Genomic DNA, 17,494 nt, shown 5'->3' on the forward strand with positions numbered 1-17,494 from the left:
TTGGTTTTCAGATAAAATTTATAACTCCAAAAGTAAGAAATTAACAGCCTATAAAGCAAATAGGGCTATGAAGGTTTGATCAGATCCAACAAAACCTTTTCATATTTATCCAGAATAATATTCTTCGAGAACCTTGATTTAATAGAGTTTTTTATGGCATCTCTGTTATAATTGCTCTGCAGTACCTTTACAATCTGCTGGGCAAAGCCATCATAGTTTTCAATATTGGCAACTTCACCATTTACATTATGCTGGATGATTTCATTGATTCCGCCTGGACAGTTATTGGCTAAAGAATAAGTTCCGCACGCTCCTGCTTCCAGAAGAACGTTGGGAAAACCTTCGTATCGTGAAGAAAGCACAAATAAATCTGCATATTTCAGATATTGGTAGGGATTTTCCTGTCTGCCGTGGAAAATCACTTTTTTCAATCCTAAAAGCTCTTTTGTCTGAAGCAGAAGATCTTTGTCTTTTCCATCTCCTAAAATATGAAGCATAATGTTTTCATTCTTCAGCCTTGAAAAAACTTTCAGCAAGTTATCAAACCCTTTTCTGGAAGATAGATTTCCAATGGCCACTACATTTTTATAATTGTATTTGAAGCATTCAGGTTTTAAAGAAACAGCCATTTTATCTTCAATAAAATCAAAGTCTACAGGATTATTGATTTTGATAATTTTTTTCTTTTTAATATTAAAATTATCCACAAGATCTTTCATCATATCATCACTTTGAGCAATGATTCTCTGATAGTTATTGTAAAAATTATAGAAAAACTTAATCTCTTTGCGGGTTACATGCTGAGTCACCACATTAGTTTCCCTTGCAATGAATTTTGTTCTTGGAAAAAGTTTTATGAACAGGGACAAATAAGCATTTACTTCACCAAAACCGGAGAATACAATATCTGGTTTCCTTCTATAGATTTCTCCTAAAATGGGTTTTAAAGAATGTCTTATTCTTTCGGTATTGATATCGATAATTTCTACATCTTTTTTCAGAAAATTCAAATATCCGCCTTGTTTACGTAACAGCAAAATCTTAGGCTCAAACCGATCTCTGGAAAGATGATTCGCTATTGTGGTAACAATCCTTTCTGCGCCCCCGGTTTCTAAGTCCGGCAGAATAAATATGACAGATATTTTTTTCATCTTATCAAAGTTACTAAAAAGTTTGGTTAAAAGTCAAATATCGGAAGGATGAAGATTACTGTTTTGATAGCAATTAACAGAAATTAACTTAGCTTTAAAATCTTATTTTATTTACTATCTATTATACACCTAATACGCTATAAAAATAAAGTAAGCCTTTCTAATGAAAAGCTTACTTTATTTAATTAATATTTTCTTAATTTGCTACGTCACTGATGAATTTAATTCTCAACATTCTTACTTCTTCATCAGATAATTCATCCCCGAATTCATCCAGCAATACTTTCATACTGTCGCTTTCAGATTCGTTCATGAATTCCATGAATCCGTCTACAATGTCTTCATCAAAATTATCTTCAATATAGTAATCGATATTCAGTTTTGTTCCCTGATAGACAATTCTTTCCATTTCTTTAAGAAGTTCATCCATAGAAAGGTTTTTAGCTCTTGCTATATCTTCAAGGTCAATCTTTTTATCAGTGCTCTGGATGATGAAAACTTTATGGCTGGATTTATTGGCCACCTGTTTTAATACCATATCCTGAGTACGTTCGATATTGTTATCTTCTACGTATGTTTTGATGTAATCTGCGAATTCTTTACCGTATTTTTTGGCTTTTCCTTCACCTACACCATAGATTTTGGTGATCTCATCTACACTTATTGGATACTGAACCGTCATATCCTCCAAACTTGGATCCATAAATACGGTGTATGGTGGAATTCCGTGTTTTTTGGCTACTTTCTTTCTTAATTCTTTCAACAGGTTGAAAAGGTTCTGATCCAGCCCTCCTCCAGCCTGCTGCTGTACCTGGTCGCTCTCAGCTTTTGCCTGAGTAAGATCAAATTCACGGTCTTCAGCAATTAAAAAGATGTCTTTAGATTTACCATTCAGGACACTTTTTCCTTTCTCTGTAATTTTTAAAACCCCGTAGGTTTCAATATCTTTCTGTAAAAAATTCTGAACAGTGGCCTGTCTCAAAATTGTTTTCCAGTAATTATCTTTTTCGTCTTTCCCAAAACCAAAATGAGAACTTTGTTCCAGCTTATAAGATTTTGTTACCGCATTTTCTTTTCCTACGATAACGGAAATCAGGTCTTTAGATTTGAATTTTTCTCCTGTATCACTGATCAGCTCCAGCGCCTTTTTTAAATCTGCTGTAGCATCCTTTAATTTTGGTGGATTGGATGAATTGTCACACATCTTGGCTCCGTCTCCGTTTACCGGATCGAAACTTTCTCCAAAATAGTATAGGATATATTGTCTTCTGCTCATGGAAGTTTCCGCATAGCCTACAACTTCATTCAAAAGCTGTAATCCGATCTCTCTTTCTGAAACGGGTTTTTGAGCCAGGAATTTCTCCAGTTTTTCAATGTCTTTCGGATCATAGAATGCCAGACAATGACCTTCGCCTCCATCTCTTCCCGCTCTTCCGGTTTCCTGATAATAGCTTTCCAATGATTTTGGGAAGTCGTAATGAATGACAAAACGGACATCCGGTTTATCAATTCCCATCCCGAAGGCAATGGTAGCCACAATTACATCTACTTCTTCCATCAGGAATTTATCCTGATTCGCTACTCTCACTTTTTGGTCAAGACCGGCATGATAAGGTAGAGCGTTGATGCCATTTACCTGCAGAAGCTGGGCAAATTCTTCCACTTTTCTACGGCTCAGACAATAAACAATTCCTGATTTCCCTTTATGCTGATTGATAAATTTAACGATTTCCTTATCTACATTGATTTTAGGACATACTTCATAATATAGATTAGGACGGTTAAAACTTTCTTTAAATACCAATGCATTGGTCATTCCTAAAGTTTTCTGGATATCATCCTGAACCTTAGGAGTAGCAGTAGCCGTTAAAGCAATCACCGGTACATTGGCGATTTTGTCGATAATCTGTTTCAGATTTCTGTATTCCGGTCTGAAATCATGTCCCCACTCTGAAATACAGTGAGCCTCGTCGATAGCAAAGAAAGAAATTTTCACTTCTTTCAAAAAATCCAGGTAATCATCTTTAATTAATGATTCAGGAGCTACATACAGAAGTTTGGTTTTGCCGCTTTTGATATCGTCAAAAACCTGTTTGGTCTGCGTTTTGTTTAATGATGAATTCAGTACGTGTGCTACCCCATCATCAGATGAAAGGCCGTTCACGGCATCTACCTGATTTTTCATCAACGCTATTAAGGGCGAAACTACTATTGCTGTTCCTTCCGAAATAAGAGCCGGAAGCTGGTAACATAATGATTTTCCGCCACCTGTAGGCATTAAAACAAATATATCCTTCCCATTCAATAGGTTATCTATAATCTGTTCCTGCTGGCCCTTAAATGTAGAAAACCCAAAATACTTTTTCAATTCGCCTGATAAATTGGCTTTTTTTGCGCTCATCTAATTTTCTATTGCTAAATTTGCATCTCACCCAAAGTTATAAAAATTCTGCTTAAAATAAAAGCGAACGAATTTATAAAAAATAAAATTTATATTAAATATTCTTTTTAAAATATAACGTTTTTTATAAACTTTTTTGTATACCTTATCATCGTAAAATGGATAGAACCAACATTATATCAATTGCAAAAAGCACTTTAGAAATAGAAATTTCTGAACTTGAAAAATTAAAAAACAGAATTGATGACCAATTTGCCCGGGCTGTAGAGATCATTCACTCGGCAAAAGGAAAGCTCATTGTAGTAGGAATAGGGAAATCTGCCCATGTGGGTAACAAAATTGTGGCTACCTTAAATTCTACAGGTACACCTTCTCAGTTTTTACATGCTTCGGAAGCTATTCATGGAGATCTTGGAGTTATTCAGAAACAGGATGTTGTTTTATGCATCTCCAATTCCGGAAATTCTCCTGAAATTGCCAATCTGGTTCCTTATTTAAAAGATTATTCTTCTGCTTTGATCGGAATGACTGGAAATAAATCCAGTAAACTGGCTGAGTTTTCAGAAGTTATTCTGGATACTCATGTGGACGTTGAAGCGTGCCCGAATAAACTGGCTCCTACAAGTTCTACAACTATACAAATGGCTTTGGGAGATGCTTTAGCTGTTGCTTTAATGGAACTGAACGATTTTAAAGCTAATGATTTCGCCAAATTTCACCCTGGAGGAAGCCTAGGAAAGAATCTTACGTCTAAAGTAGAACAGTTTCTTTCTTCCCAAAAACCTCAGGTAACAGAAGATTCTTCGATAAGAGATGTCATCATTTCCATCAGTGCTTCAAGCCACGGAATTACAGTCGTGACCAATGAAGATCAGATTATTGGTGTTATCACAGACGGAGATTTAAGAAGAATGCTGATGAAAGGAGAAGATATCAGTAAAGTATTGGCTAAAGATATCATGTCTGCCCATCCAAGAACAATTGAAAAGGAAGCTCTGGCTAAAGAAGCCATGAAAGTTCTGAAAGAAAATAACATCGGTCAACTTGTAGTAACGGAAAACGGAAAATATTTCGGGATTATAGACCTGCATAAACTGCTGGACGAAGGGATTAACTAGAATTCAAATAATAGATTTCAGGCATTATACCTTCGGATCAGCAATTTAATTAAATATTTTTAAGGTATTATGATGATTATTCTTTACTTACTGATTCTATTCCCAATATTTTTGAAAAAATATCTTGACTATCAGGATTCACAAAGTAATAAGGTACATCATTTTCCGTTGGAACCTGATCATAGGCCTGAATATTCTACTCATGATAGAAATTCGTACTATGATCAAAAAAGTCAGGACTATTTTGATCGTGTCATACGATGCCTGATCTTCTGTACTTATGATGATAAAAAGTTTCATTCTGTTGCAGACTGCCTGTCTCTGACAGATATCGGAGATGATTTGCGTATATTCTCATACAGCGAAGAAATAGAATCGTTATTCAGGAATAAGTTCATCAACGAATCACTGAGACAGAAAATATCAGATTTTAAAAAGGTGTCGGATGAAGTCACAGAAGAAGAATGGGTTTTCGAATCAATAGATCTTAGCCATGATGAAAGGTGGAAAAAAATCAACGTAGCCGCAGAAGACCTTTTAACAGAAATGGATATTAAAGAAAGGGATTTTGATTTTGCTTTATATGTACCTCGATAATTTTAAAAACCAACATCCGTCATTTAATTAAATATTTTATAAATTTGCGCTTTAAAATTTTATTCTGTGAGTGATGGTAAAGACATGTCCTTCCTTGGACATATAGGAGAATTAAGAGGGCATCTGATCCGTTCGATTATTGCTATCATAATTGCGGCTTTTGTGGTTGGTTTTAATATCAACTGGATTATGGACCATATCTTTTTTGGGCCTACCAGAAATGATTTTCCGACTTTCAGAGTGGTTAATCATTTTTCAAGAATGATTTTGGGGGAAGACAGTATTCATCTCCCAAAGGACTTCCCAGTTCGTGTACAGAGGTTGTATCAGCAGTTCAATGTAATGATGGCTGTTTCAATTTTTGGAGGAATGGTGGCTGCTTTTCCTTATATTGTTTGGGAACTGTGGCGTTTTATTGGCCCAGCTTTACATCCGAGAGAAAGAAAAAACTCTATTTATATTATTAATGCGGTATGGATTCTTTTCATGACCGGAGTATTATGCGGTTATTTCCTTATACTTCCGTTCGCCGTTAATTTCGGGGTTATTTTTAAAATCTCAGACATTATCGTTCCGCTTTATGATTTAAGTGATTATACCACTTTATTTTTACAGGTGGTTTTGGGTATGGGCGTTATTTTCCTTTTCCCGATTTTGATCTACTTCCTTACGAGCATCGGAATTCTGACGCCTACATTTATGAAAACCTACCGTCGTCATGCTATTGTTCTGATTATGGTAGTGGCTGCAATTATTACCCCGGCAGATGTTCTGAGTATGTTGATGGCTGCATTCCCGCTGCTTATTTTATATGAATTCAGTATTATGATGTGTACGTTCACTTATAAAAAAGTACAGAAGAGCAACGGAAATCTTCCTGCAGTACAGAAATAAAAGTATTTTTTACTAATAAAGCTTAAGTGCTACTATTCAATTGAATGGTAGCACTTTTTTTATTTAAAAAAATCAACCTTAATTATATCTATTCTTAATATAATTAAAAACAACAATAAAATTCAACTAAAATTATAAAGTTGGGAGTAATTAACAATCTATCACTAACTAAAGATTTAAAAAAATACACTATATTTAAAACTTCAATAACAACAATAAAAAAATATGAAAAAGAGAATTATTTTCGTCTGTGCATTGGCTTTAAGTCTAAGTGGTTTACAGGCACAACGCTGGGAACCAGTCTTGGAAAAAGTTACGCCCGTAAGAAAAGAAGTAAAAGTAGAATATGCCTACAAATTTGATCTTTCTGCATTAAGAAATCAACTAAAGAATGCTCCTGAAGCAGGAAAAGGAGGAAGCGCTGTAATCGTTTCTCTCCCTACAGCAGATGGAAGAATTGAAAGATTTTCTGTTTACAGTTCGCCGGTAGTAGAAAAATCTATGGCGGACAGATATGAATTGGGAGCATACTCAGGTATCGGGCTGGATAATCCGCATAAGCAAATCCGGTTCAGTACAGCACCAAACGATTTTCAGTCTATGACATTCGATACTGATACAGGAAAATACGAATTCATAGAACCGATCAATAAAGAAAAGGATGTATATGGAGTTTTTTTCAAATCCAACAAATCTCATGAAGATCCTTTTGAATGTAGAACTTCTGAGCCTGAAAAGGCAAAGAAAGAAATGAATAAACTGCTTAAAACAAAAAATGTTTTAAAGGGTTTAGGAAGCGCTAATAAAAGTAATGAACAAAAATACAGAACCTACAGAATTGCGATCTCTGTAAACGGTGAATATACGCAACTTGCCGGAAGTGTTCCTGCAGCAGCAGCCCGCATTAACGCTACAATGAACCGTGTAAATGGTGTTTTTGAAAAAGATTTTGGAATCCATATGATTGTACAGGATCTTCCACAACTTATATTTGCAGATCCGGCTACGGACCCTTATTCAAATGTAATCACCAATTCAAACGGAACCTATAGCGCTCCTGGAGCATGGAACCTGCAGCTTCAGCAAACGCTTACCAATACTGCCGGTGTAGGTAATGCCGCCTATGATATAGGACATTTCTTTGGCCACAGAGGTGGTGGTGGAAGCGCCGGAGATGTAGGAAATGTCTGCAGAAACCCTGCAAATAATAATGATGCAACTTCTAAAGGGGCAGGAATTACTTCTCCTTCTACTCCGGATCAGCCTTTTGGAGATAATTATGACATCGATTTTGTAGCGCATGAGATCGGCCACCAGTTCGGTGCAGCACACACTATGTCTATTGCTTTACATGGTGCCCATATGGAACCGGGATCCGGATCTTCCATTATGGGATATGCCGGTATTACAAACTACAATGTCCAGATGCATTCGGATGCTTATTTTCATACTAAAAATATTGAAGAAGTAGGTGCATATGTCAATGCTCAGGACTGTGGAATTATTACGAATGTAGCCAATACACCTCCTTCTATTCAGCCAATGGCTAATAAAATGATCCCTAAAGGAACAGCCTTTGTGTTAACAGCTTCTGCAACAGATACACAAAATGATCCAATGACTTATACCTGGGAACAATATGATCTGGCTACATCTGCTTTTGGGCCCGTAAGTGCAACCAGAAATAATGGAGCGAATTTCAGATCTCTAATGCCTACAACCTCCCCTACCCGTTATTTCCCTAAATTCACTAATGTTCTTAATGGTACTCTTACCAGTGCTTCTGATTGGGAGACAGTATCCAACATACCAAGAACAATGAATTTCAAAGTAACCGTGAGAGATAATAATCCGGATGCTGCACAACAACAGACACAAAGCAGTCTGATGAAAGTAGATATAGGAAATGAAGGTCCTTTCAAAGTAACATCAACTACGGTTTACAATAATACACCTGGAGCGGTTACATGGGATGTGGTAAACACCAATAACGCTCCTTATAATGTACAAAACGTTAAAATAGATTATACTACAGACAATGGAACTACATGGACCGTTATCAGTCCATCTACAGCGAATGACGGATCTGAGCCGTTCTCGTTCTCCTCTTTGGCAACAGGTGCCAGTGTAAAAATAAGAGTAAGCGCCATTGATAATGTATTCTACGCTATTGGAAATGCTACTGTATCCGCATCTGCGAGTGCTTGTACAACATCTGCTCCAACAGGAATTACTGTAACCGGTATTACAAGAACTTCAGCATCTGTAAACTGGACAGCGTTAGTAGGAGCAACATACTCTGTAATGTATAGAAAAGTAGGAACAGCAACATGGACTACAGTACCTGTTTCAACAAACTCCTATAACATTTCAGGACTTACTGAAGCTACTCAATATGAAGTACAGGTAGCTAATGTTTGTAGTGCTTCTGTTGGTTCTTATTCAGCATCAACGAATTTTACAACCTCTCCATTTGCTAAGTGTTCAATCACAGGAACAAATGCTGCTGACGAGTATATTTCCAATGTTACAGTAACTGGTGCGGGTATGAGCGCTGTTTCAAACAGCAGCAGCAATACACCTTATACAGACTATACTACAGATCCTTCAAAATTGATTACGCTGATGTCCGGATCTACAGGAAATAATGTAAGTATCACCAAAGGATGGACAGGTTCTCAGTATAACGACGGAGTAACAGCATGGATAGATTTTAACAAAGACGGAGTATTCTCTTCTTCTGAAGTCATCTATACCAGCGCACCTAGTATCGTATCACCTGTTTCCGGAACATTCTCTGTACCTGCAGACGCTTATACCGGAGGAAACGTAATTATGAGAGTTGTATTAGGATATGAAAGTCAACCAAGTAGCGGATGTAGCAACCAGCAGTATGGTGAAGTTGAGGATTATCCGGTATTGATTCAGCAACAGCTTTCTACCAGTGAGACAGTGAAAGATAAGAGTTCAATCCAGATCTACCCTAACCCGGCAAGTGATGTATTGAACGTAACTCAGATTTCATCTAAAGCTCAATTTATCATTACAAATATGGCTGGTCAAAAAGTAATGAATGGCCAGATTAATGATAATAAAATCTCTGTATCAAACCTAAGTACAGGAGCTTATATTATTTCAATTGAAGATAAAGGAACGACTTCAAATCTGAAATTCATCAAAAAATAAAACTAATCAGTTTTAAAGCCCGGCAATGACCGGGCTTTTTTTATACCTTCTTAAAATCTGTATTTAATTTGATTTCCGGCATGTGCTATTAATTTAATTTTATACTTTTGAAAAGATTTAATATAAGTTTAAATGAAAAAATTGTCATATACACTCTTATTTGCATCAGGACTGGTTTTCGGACAGTTCTTTGAAAAGGATAAGGTTTTCACTAAACAGGATACTTTAAAAGGTTCTAATACTGAATTCAGAAATTTTTGGGATGTCAAAAAATATGATCTTTCTGTAGAACCTGATTTTGAACAGAAAAGCATTAAAGGAAATAATAAAATCAGTTTTGAGATCATAAAAGATGTTACCAATCCTGTTTTCCAGATTGACCTTCAACAGCCGATGAAAGCGGATAAGGTGGAAGGGAATTTTCCTATTGCCAATTATAAACAAGATGGAGACTTTATCTTCATTACAACGAATAAGAAATTCAAAAAAGGCGAAAAATATACCATTAACGTTACCTATTCCGGAAAGCCTACCATAGCAAAAAAAGCACCATGGGATGGCGGATGGGTTTTCACGAAAGATGAAAAAGGGAATCCATGGATGACTGCTGCTGACGAAGGAATAGGAGCTTCCATATGGCTTCCTACCAAAGATATCTGGAGTGATGAACCTGATAACGGGATCATTATGAAAATTGTAACGCCTAACGATCTGGTAGGTGTAGGTAATGGCAGACTAACCGATAAAAAAACAACCGGAAATAAAACTACTTATACCTGGGAAGTTAAAAATCCTATCAACGCCTACTCCATTATCCCAAGCATAGGAAAATATGTAAACTTCAAAGATACATTTGAGGGTGAAAAAGGAAAACTGGATCTGGATTATTGGGTAATTGACTATAATCTGGACAAGGCAAAGAAACAGTTTGAGCAGGTGAAACCTATGCTCTCCGCATTTGAATACTGGTTTGGTCCGTATCCATTCTATGAAGATTCATACAAGCTTGTAGAGTCTCCTCACCTTGGCATGGAACATCAGAGTAATGTAGCCTATGGAAACAAATATCAGAACGGCTATCTTGGAAGAGACCTTTCTGGGACAGGAGTTGGGTTAAACTGGGACTTCATTATTATTCATGAAAGCGGGCACGAATGGTTCGCCAATAATATTACCGCAAAAGACCAGGCTGATATGTGGATTCATGAAAGTTTCACCAACTATTCCGAGACTCTTTTCACCGAAAAATATATGGACAAAAAATCTGCTGACATCTATGTTCAGGGGATCAGGAAATTGATAGACAATGACATTCCTGTTATTGGCCAGTATGGTGTAAGAAATGAAGGCAGCGGAGATATGTATCCGAAAGGTGCCAACATGCTTCACACGATAAGACAGGTGATCAATAATGATGAAAAATTCAGACAAATCCTGAGAGGTCTAAATAAAGACTTTTATCAGCAGACTGTTACCACACAGCAGATAGAAAATTATATCTCCTCAAAATCAGGAATCGATTTTTCAACAGTGTTTGATCAGTATCTGAGAACAATAAAAATTCCAACCCTTGAGTATGCCCAGGATGGTGATACTTTAAAGTTCCGGTATATCGATGTGGTAAAAAACCTGAAATTACCAATCATCATCAATGGTGATCACACCATAACTCCAACGGAAGAATGGCAGACTGTAAAGCTTAAAAAGAGCACTCCGGTTGAGCTAAACCCGAATTATTATATCAATTATAAGGAAACCAAATAAAGAAAAAGGCAAATCCGCACATCAGCAGATTTGCCTTTTCGCTTTTTTAACCTTGAAATTTTAAGAAAAGTTTAATACTTTCTTCGTAACAAATTCAGAAAAAAAGCAACTATTTAACTATTAATTTAAACCTAATGAGAAAAACAGTACTTAGCCTTGGTATTTTTGCTGCTTTTTTAGCAAATGCTCAGTCTATAAAAACCACCATTGACCTTGTTAATGTAAAAGATGATAAAGTAGCCGTTACCATGGAGTTTCCAAAAATGAAATCCGGAGATATTAAATTTCATTTCCCCAAAACGGTTCCAGGGACTTATTCTGTAGACGACTATGGAAGATTCATCGAAGGAATCAAATTTTACGATAATAAAGGAAAGGAACTTACTTATACTAAAGTAAATGACAATACTTACTCCTTGAAAAATGCTCAGGCACTTTCCAAAATCTCATATCTTGTGAATGACAGTTTTGATGATGAATTGGATACATCAAAGCATAAAGCCGTATTTTCTCCTTCAGGAACTGATATTGAAGAAGGAAAAGTATACATGATCAATACTCATGGATTCATTGGGTATATTGAGAATATGCAGGATGTTCCTTATCAGCTGGTGGTTCAGAAACCAACTGATTTTTACGGAACCACAGCGTTGGTGGATCAGGATAAATCTGAGAGTACAGATACGTTTACTCTGGCTAACTATGCTAAGGTGACAGATTCTCCGTTAATGTACACCAAACCGGACTATATTACCTTCAATGCAGGAGGAATGGATCTTGTACTGGGTGTATATTCTCCAACAGGAAAATATAAAGCAGCAGATTTCAAAGACAATCTTGAAAAAATGGTTGTTGCCCAAAAGAAATTCCTTGGGGATATGAACACCAATAAAAAGTATGCCATCATGCTTTATCTTTCTGGTGGTGACGGGCCTAAAGTAAAAGGTTTTGGAGCCTTGGAACACCACGAATCTACAAGTGTGGTTCTTCCGGAAGCAATGCCGAAAGATGCTATTGACAATACCATTACTGATGTGGTTTCCCATGAATTTTTCCATACTGTAAACCCTTTGAAGACCCATTCAGAAGAGATTCACTATTTCGACTATGCAGATCCGAAAATGTCTCAGCACTTATGGATGTACGAAGGCGGAACGGAATATTTTGCCAACTTATTCCAGATTCAGGAAGGATTGATCAACAAAGATCAGTTCCTTGAAAGAATTGGTGAAAAAATTGCCAACTCCAAGAGCTATGATGATACGATGCCATTTACAGTAATGAGTAAAAATGTATTGGTAGAGCCTTACAAAGATCAGTACAGAAACGTATATGAGAAAGGAGCTCTTTTAGCAATGTGCTTAGACATCGAGCTTAGAAAATTGTCCAACGGGGAAATGGGATACCGTGATATGATCAGAAAACTGTCTCAAAGATTTGGTGAAAACAAACCTTTCAAAGATGACAAACTGATTGACGAACTGGTAACGGTAACCGGATATCCTCAGGTAAAAGATTTCTATAACAAATATATTGCAGGAAACCAGCCAACACCTTATGCCCAGTATCTGAGCATGGTAGGTGTCGATATTAAAAAGCAGGAAAGCCAGCCTCTTTTCTGGTTTATCAAAGACCCGAACCAGACAGGTTTTGATGAAAAGACGAATGCTTTTGCTTTTGACGACCATTCTGCACTATCTCCATTTGCAAAAAGTATCGGATTCAAAATCACTGACCAGGTACTTGCTTTAGACGGAAGAACGGTAGACATCAAAAAAGTACAGGATTTTATTGGTTATACAAGAACCATTAAAGACGGACAGGAAGTTACGGTAACTATTTTAAGAGATAATGCCGGTAAGAAAGAGAAAATGACATTGAAAGGAAAAGCGATTCTGGATAAAATGACCATGGAAACCCCTTCATTCAAGGCGAATCCGACTCCGGAAGAACTGAAATTACAGACCCAGTGGCTTACTGGTAAAAAATAAAGAGAAAAGCGGGGAAAATTTCCCCGCTTTTTATTTTTCTTCAAGCTAATCTTTTATTCTTTATTTAAATCTTTATTTTTAACATTCAAACCTAACAGGTTTTGAAAACCTGTTAGGTTTCTTAATGGTAAATAGTAGTTGTTAAAGAATTTCCTCTTTTTTAATCGTTATTCTAAAGGTACTTCCCTTTCCTATTTCAGTCTGAGAAATCCTGATATCTCCATTATGATATTCATGAATAACCCTTCTTGCCAGTGACAACCCTAATCCCCAGCCTCTTTTCTTGGTAGAATATCCCGGATTAAAAGCATTTCGGGCCTGCTGTTTGGTCATTCCGCTTCCATTATCTTTTACTTCAACTAAAATATTTTTATTTCTTTCAAAGACCGACATAGTAATGGAACCCTCACCTTTCATCGCATCCACTGCATTTTTCACCAGATTTTCAATCACCCAGCTCATCAGAATTTTGTTATGAGGAACCAGAACAGTATATGTTGGAAGATTAAGTGTAAAATTGATTTTCCTTGAAATTCTTGTTTTCAAATAGTCATAATTCTCCTGAATGGTTTCATTAAAATTTCTGTCGTTCAGCTCAGGAATAGAACCAATTTTTGAGAATCTCTCTGAAATTGTTCTCAGTCTTTCAATATCTTTTTCAATTTCATGTACGCCGTCTGAATCCGGATTATCCAGCTTCATTATTTCTATCCAGCCAATCATAGAAGACAAAGGTGTTCCAATCTGATGTGCTGTTTCTTTAGCCAAACCTGCCCAAAGATAGCCTTCATCTGTTTTCTTTATTGTTCTGAAAAACCAGAAAGAAAAACCAAAATACAGTAAAATAAACAGTCCTAAAATATAGGGCGAATACCGAAGATTATTAAGCAGACGTGAGTTGTCATAATAGACAAACTGATTATTTCCATCCGGCACTTTGATCTCAATAGGGTCATAATTTTTCTCCATATTCCGGATCAGATCCTGCAATTTCTCAGGATCCTTAATCGTACTTTCAGGAATATTTCTGTAGTATCCGAGATCAAGAATTGGATTTTTGAACTTATCTGTTACAATGAATGGAATGGTATTGTTAATATTCAGAATATCCGGCAGCAGATCCAACACATCGGTATCCGGAGTCTTTACCTCCTGCTGTATTCTAATTGCTTTAGAAAGAAGACTGATCCTTTTGATCTCCTCTTTTCTGAGAAAATTAATAAGCGATGTTGATGCTACTACAATAGCAATCACCAAAGTAGTCATCACAACAAAAATGATCCAGTTATTGAGTCTGGTGAGTATGGATTTTCTCAAAGTATTTTATTTTAAAACATTCAGGATTTTCTGCAGCTCTGTATTTCCACTTCCCTGATAGTTGTTGATGATAATCGAAAATACATATTTTTTCCCATCTTTTGCGGTGTGATATCCTGCGAAAGATTTGGTATCTCTCATCGTCCCGCTTTTCATCTTCATTCCATTATCCTGAACCGGGAATCCGTCGTAATAAGCCTCAAACCATGATTGTTTTTTAGCATATAAAAGGGCCTGAACTTCTGCTTTTGCCGCTACATAATTCTGTGGAGAAAGCCCGCTTCCGTCAGCAAAATTGATCATATTAGGATTAATTCCTTTAGATTTCCAGAATTCTTTCAGATAAGAAACTCCGCTTTTGAAACTTGAATTACCTTTTTTCTCTTTGCCTAAAGTTTTAATTAACGTTTCTCCGTACAGATTGACACTTTTTCTTAAAAACCAATAGACAATTTTATCTAAAGTCGGAGACTGATAAGTGAGGAGAATATTATTTTTAGGAGCTGTTAAAGCCTGCTTTCCCTCTATTTCAAGTTGAGAATTCGTGATTGCTTTTCCTGAAATTTCAATTCCTGATTCTTTCAGCCATTGTTTTACTTCTGTTGCTAATTGGAGTGGTGGATTAGGAGTAGAACCGGAAACAGTAACGGTTTTTCCAGCAGGAAGCATACCGTTAATCAATGCCACATCAGAATGAGGAGCAGTAAAGATCAGGCTTTGATCCGAGTTCCCTCCTGCCTTAAGATCATTAAGCCACTTGACGCCTTCTAAAGGATAAGAAAAGTTTTTAAAATCAGTTCCGTTGATATTGATGTCAAACTGGTTTTCTTTCCAATTGATTCCCCAAACTCCTGCTCCGTAGTAATTCCCAAGATCGTCCCACGGCCAGCCTCCCGGAATCGTCTGATGGTCAAAATAAGAATCGTCAATAACAAGGTCTCCTGATATTTTTGTGATTCCTGAATTTTTAATGGCATCAATCAGTTTCCTTTTAAAATTTTCAGGTTTATACCCATCATACCTCCAGCTTCCTAATGTAGGATCACCGTTGGAGCTGATAAAAAGATTTCCGTTCAGCGTTCCTCCGGAGATATTTCCGGAATAGCTTGAAGTGGTGGTGAAGGTATAGTTTTTCCCTAATGTTTCAAGTGCTGCTCCTGCTGTAAAAATCTTTTGCGTAGAAGCAGTAGAAAGCCCCTTATTTCCTTGATATTCATATATAAAATTACCATTTTCATCGGAAACATAAAAAGATAAAGCGGAAGATACTGCTCCCGAAGAATCCATAAGATCCTTTGTTACTTTATCTAATTTTTGGGCTATATTCTGTGCAGCAACTATCTGTACAGAAAGCACAAGAACAGCAAGTGTTTTTTTCATTGCATTGTTGTTTGGATCTAAGCAAGCAGGTATCAGATACAGTTCGCAAAACTATTGATGCTGGCCGGCAGCTGAACCTTTTGCTCTATTTAATTCTAATCAAATATAGTTAAAATAAAAGCTTTTTATACTCAATAAGGTCATCGAAAGTGAAAAGAATCTGATGGTCAGGAGATTTTTCAAATGAACAATCATGTTTGAAATATTTCTCATAATCATCTTCATCTATGAAAATATCCATCTGGCATTCTTTGATATAATTTGATTGTTCTCCGTAATCCTGAATAAAATATCCGGAGTCATTCCACGGTTCATGATGACAGCGCAGACAATTTCTTTGGTACATAGCTTTATAACCGCATATTTCACAATCATTCAAGTGTTGAAACAATGTTGAAATTTCCCGCTGTCTGTCTTTCGGAAACAATGATAAAGGAATTGTTCTTAAAAGCAGATAATAATTAGGCTCCTGCCATGAAAAATACACCGACTCCGTTTTATTTATAAAAAGCCATAATCTCTGAAGATCATATTCTATCTCAGCTTTAACAATATTTTTAATATTCAGAACAGTCTCATTGTTTCTTTTGATATTCTGCTTGTCATCAATTTCAATAACGGGCTGCTGTTCCAGAAAGTGATTCAGGCATAATGTGGTCTGCCATGAGCCGATTGTTCTCATCTTGCCTTCTTCTCCACAGATCTCACACGTCCTGACAGAAAGTTCTGAATATTTACTTTTAATCTTTTTAAGTTTGGTATTGAGTATTTCATCTTCAGAATAGGTATAACATCTCAATTCACCAAACTTTTCTTTTCCAAAGACACGATGATCCATATTCCATCCTGCTACAGCAAATTCATACAGCAAGTTCCGGATCAGATCATTCCATCCGGTGCTGTTCACTGAAAAATTAATGAGATTATGTTCTATGAAATGGTTGATTTCTTCTTTATTCATTAAAGACTGCTTCCTGATTCTATTTCGTAAGGCTCTTTCCCTTTTTCAAAAATTCTTGTCAGTTCACTTCCTTCTACAGTAATGGAATCATTTGTTCTTCGGATCCAATTTCCTTCTCTAAGCCCTACCACTTTGATATCATTTTGAGTAAGAAATTCCTGAATACGGGTTTCTCTGGTTTCTCCATTATGTTTCAAATCCGGATTGGGATCAAGATAGTGTGGATTGATATTGAAAGGAACCAATCCCATACAATCGAAACTTGGCGGATATACAATCGGCATATCATTCGTCGTTTTCATATTCTGACCTCCGATATTACTTCCTGCACTGCATCCAAGATAAGCTTTTCCTTCAGATACATTTTCTTTCAGGACAGACATCAGCCCTTCTTCATGTAAAGTTTTAACCAATAAAAAAGTATTTCCGCCTCCTGTAAAGAACCCTTTTGCCTGATGAATGGCTTCTTTTTTATCTTCAAATTCATGAAGCCCTTTTACTTTTATGTTGATGGTTTCAAAGAAAGAACGTGCTTTAGCCGTATAGTCATCGTGGGAAATCCCGCCTGGTCTTGCGAAAGGGATAAACACAATTTCGTCAATTCCCTTGTATAATTGGATTAATTCTTCTCTTAAGTATTCCAGATATTCTCCACCAAAAAGGGTGGATGTTGAAGCTAATATAATGTTCATATGGCGAAATTATAGGTATTAATAAAAAAAATGAATTACAAA

General features: G+C 36.4%; 12 protein-coding genes. 6 read left to right on the top strand and 6 right to left on the bottom strand.

Annotated features, from left to right (window positions below; genetic code table 11):
- Positions 1–65: 65 nt before the first annotated feature.
- A complete protein-coding gene (locus tag DEU39_RS07060; protein ID WP_062675108.1) occupies positions 66–1,151 on the bottom strand; it encodes a glycosyltransferase in 1,086 nt (361 codons plus the stop codon).
- 196 nt (positions 1,152–1,347) lie between these two features.
- Positions 1,348–3,552, bottom strand: a complete 2,205-nt coding sequence (gene recQ, locus DEU39_RS07065; RefSeq protein ID WP_120231409.1) for a DNA helicase RecQ — start codon at positions 3,550–3,552, stop codon at positions 1,348–1,350.
- Between the two features lie 158 nt (positions 3,553–3,710).
- On the opposite strand from recQ, the gene DEU39_RS07070 reads away from it, so the two are divergent.
- The 6 genes from DEU39_RS07070 (at position 3,711) to DEU39_RS07095 (ending at position 13,102) form a co-directional block, all read left to right on the top strand.
- Positions 3,711–4,670, top strand: coding sequence for an SIS domain-containing protein (locus DEU39_RS07070; RefSeq protein ID WP_120231410.1), 960 nt, complete (start codon positions 3,711–3,713; stop codon positions 4,668–4,670).
- A 69-nt stretch (positions 4,671–4,739) separates the two neighbouring features.
- The gene (locus DEU39_RS07075; RefSeq protein ID WP_147367559.1) at positions 4,740–5,267 is read left to right on the top strand and encodes a hypothetical protein; all 528 of its coding nucleotides are present in this window, start codon (positions 4,740–4,742) and stop codon (positions 5,265–5,267) included.
- A 66-nt stretch (positions 5,268–5,333) separates the two neighbouring features.
- Positions 5,334–6,161 carry a twin-arginine translocase subunit TatC gene (gene tatC, locus DEU39_RS07080; RefSeq protein WP_183037386.1) on the top strand — a complete coding sequence of 276 codons (828 nt, stop codon included), beginning with the start codon at positions 5,334–5,336 and terminating at the stop codon, positions 6,159–6,161.
- A gap of 225 nt (positions 6,162–6,386) precedes the next feature.
- Positions 6,387–9,347, top strand: coding sequence for a reprolysin-like metallopeptidase (locus tag DEU39_RS07085; protein ID WP_120231412.1), 2,961 nt, complete (start codon positions 6,387–6,389; stop codon positions 9,345–9,347).
- Positions 9,348–9,479: 132 nt separating this feature from the next.
- Positions 9,480–11,111: a M1 family metallopeptidase gene (locus DEU39_RS07090; RefSeq protein ID WP_120231413.1), complete on the top strand. Its 1,632-nt coding sequence runs from the start codon at positions 9,480–9,482 to the stop codon at positions 11,109–11,111.
- Between the two features lie 134 nt (positions 11,112–11,245).
- The gene (locus DEU39_RS07095; protein ID WP_062675115.1) at positions 11,246–13,102 is read left to right on the top strand and encodes a PDZ domain-containing protein; all 1,857 of its coding nucleotides are present in this window, start codon (positions 11,246–11,248) and stop codon (positions 13,100–13,102) included.
- A gap of 141 nt (positions 13,103–13,243) precedes the next feature.
- On the opposite strand, the gene DEU39_RS07100 is transcribed toward DEU39_RS07095, so the two are convergent.
- The 4 genes from DEU39_RS07100 to pepE all read right to left on the bottom strand — a co-directional run bounded on the left by DEU39_RS07100 (position 13,244) and on the right by pepE (position 17,452).
- Positions 13,244–14,419: a sensor histidine kinase gene (locus DEU39_RS07100; RefSeq protein ID WP_120231414.1), complete on the bottom strand. Its 1,176-nt coding sequence runs from the start codon at positions 14,417–14,419 to the stop codon at positions 13,244–13,246.
- Between the two features lie 6 nt (positions 14,420–14,425).
- Positions 14,426–15,799, bottom strand: a complete 1,374-nt coding sequence (gene dacB, locus DEU39_RS07105) for a D-alanyl-D-alanine carboxypeptidase/D-alanyl-D-alanine-endopeptidase (RefSeq protein ID WP_120231415.1) — start codon at positions 15,797–15,799, stop codon at positions 14,426–14,428.
- 109 nt (positions 15,800–15,908) lie between these two features.
- The gene (locus DEU39_RS07110; protein WP_120231416.1) at positions 15,909–16,760 is read right to left on the bottom strand and encodes a hypothetical protein; all 852 of its coding nucleotides are present in this window, start codon (positions 16,758–16,760) and stop codon (positions 15,909–15,911) included.
- A complete protein-coding gene (gene pepE / locus DEU39_RS07115; protein WP_120231417.1) occupies positions 16,760–17,452 on the bottom strand; it encodes a dipeptidase PepE in 693 nt (230 codons plus the stop codon). The genes DEU39_RS07110 and pepE overlap by 1 nt, the downstream gene beginning before the upstream one ends.
- Between the last annotated feature and the right edge of the window lie 42 nt (positions 17,453–17,494).

The organism is Chryseobacterium sp. AG363 (assembly GCF_003610675.1).
GTDB classification, from domain to species: Bacteria; Bacteroidota; Bacteroidia; order Flavobacteriales; family Weeksellaceae; genus Chryseobacterium; species Chryseobacterium cucumeris.

Excerpts from the sequence above, each read along its gene's own strand:
- DEU39_RS07060 (WP_062675108.1), bottom strand. The coding sequence starts at position 1,151 with ATGAAAAAAATATCTGTCATATTTATTCTGCCGGACTTAGAAACCGGG.
- recQ (WP_120231409.1), bottom strand. The coding sequence starts at position 3,552 with ATGAGCGCAAAAAAAGCCAATTTATCAGGCGAATTGAAAAAGTATTTT.
- DEU39_RS07070 (WP_120231410.1), top strand. The coding sequence starts at position 3,711 with ATGGATAGAACCAACATTATATCAATTGCAAAAAGCACTTTAGAAATA.
- DEU39_RS07075 (WP_147367559.1), top strand. The coding sequence starts at position 4,740 with ATGATGATTATTCTTTACTTACTGATTCTATTCCCAATATTTTTGAAA.
- DEU39_RS07085 (WP_120231412.1), top strand. The coding sequence starts at position 6,387 with ATGAAAAAGAGAATTATTTTCGTCTGTGCATTGGCTTTAAGTCTAAGT.
- DEU39_RS07090 (WP_120231413.1), top strand. The coding sequence starts at position 9,480 with ATGAAAAAATTGTCATATACACTCTTATTTGCATCAGGACTGGTTTTC.
- DEU39_RS07095 (WP_062675115.1), top strand. The coding sequence starts at position 11,246 with ATGAGAAAAACAGTACTTAGCCTTGGTATTTTTGCTGCTTTTTTAGCA.
- dacB (WP_120231415.1), bottom strand. The coding sequence starts at position 15,799 with ATGAAAAAAACACTTGCTGTTCTTGTGCTTTCTGTACAGATAGTTGCT.
- DEU39_RS07110 (WP_120231416.1), bottom strand. The coding sequence starts at position 16,760 with ATGAATAAAGAAGAAATCAACCATTTCATAGAACATAATCTCATTAAT.
- pepE (WP_120231417.1), bottom strand. The coding sequence starts at position 17,452 with ATGAACATTATATTAGCTTCAACATCCACCCTTTTTGGTGGAGAATAT.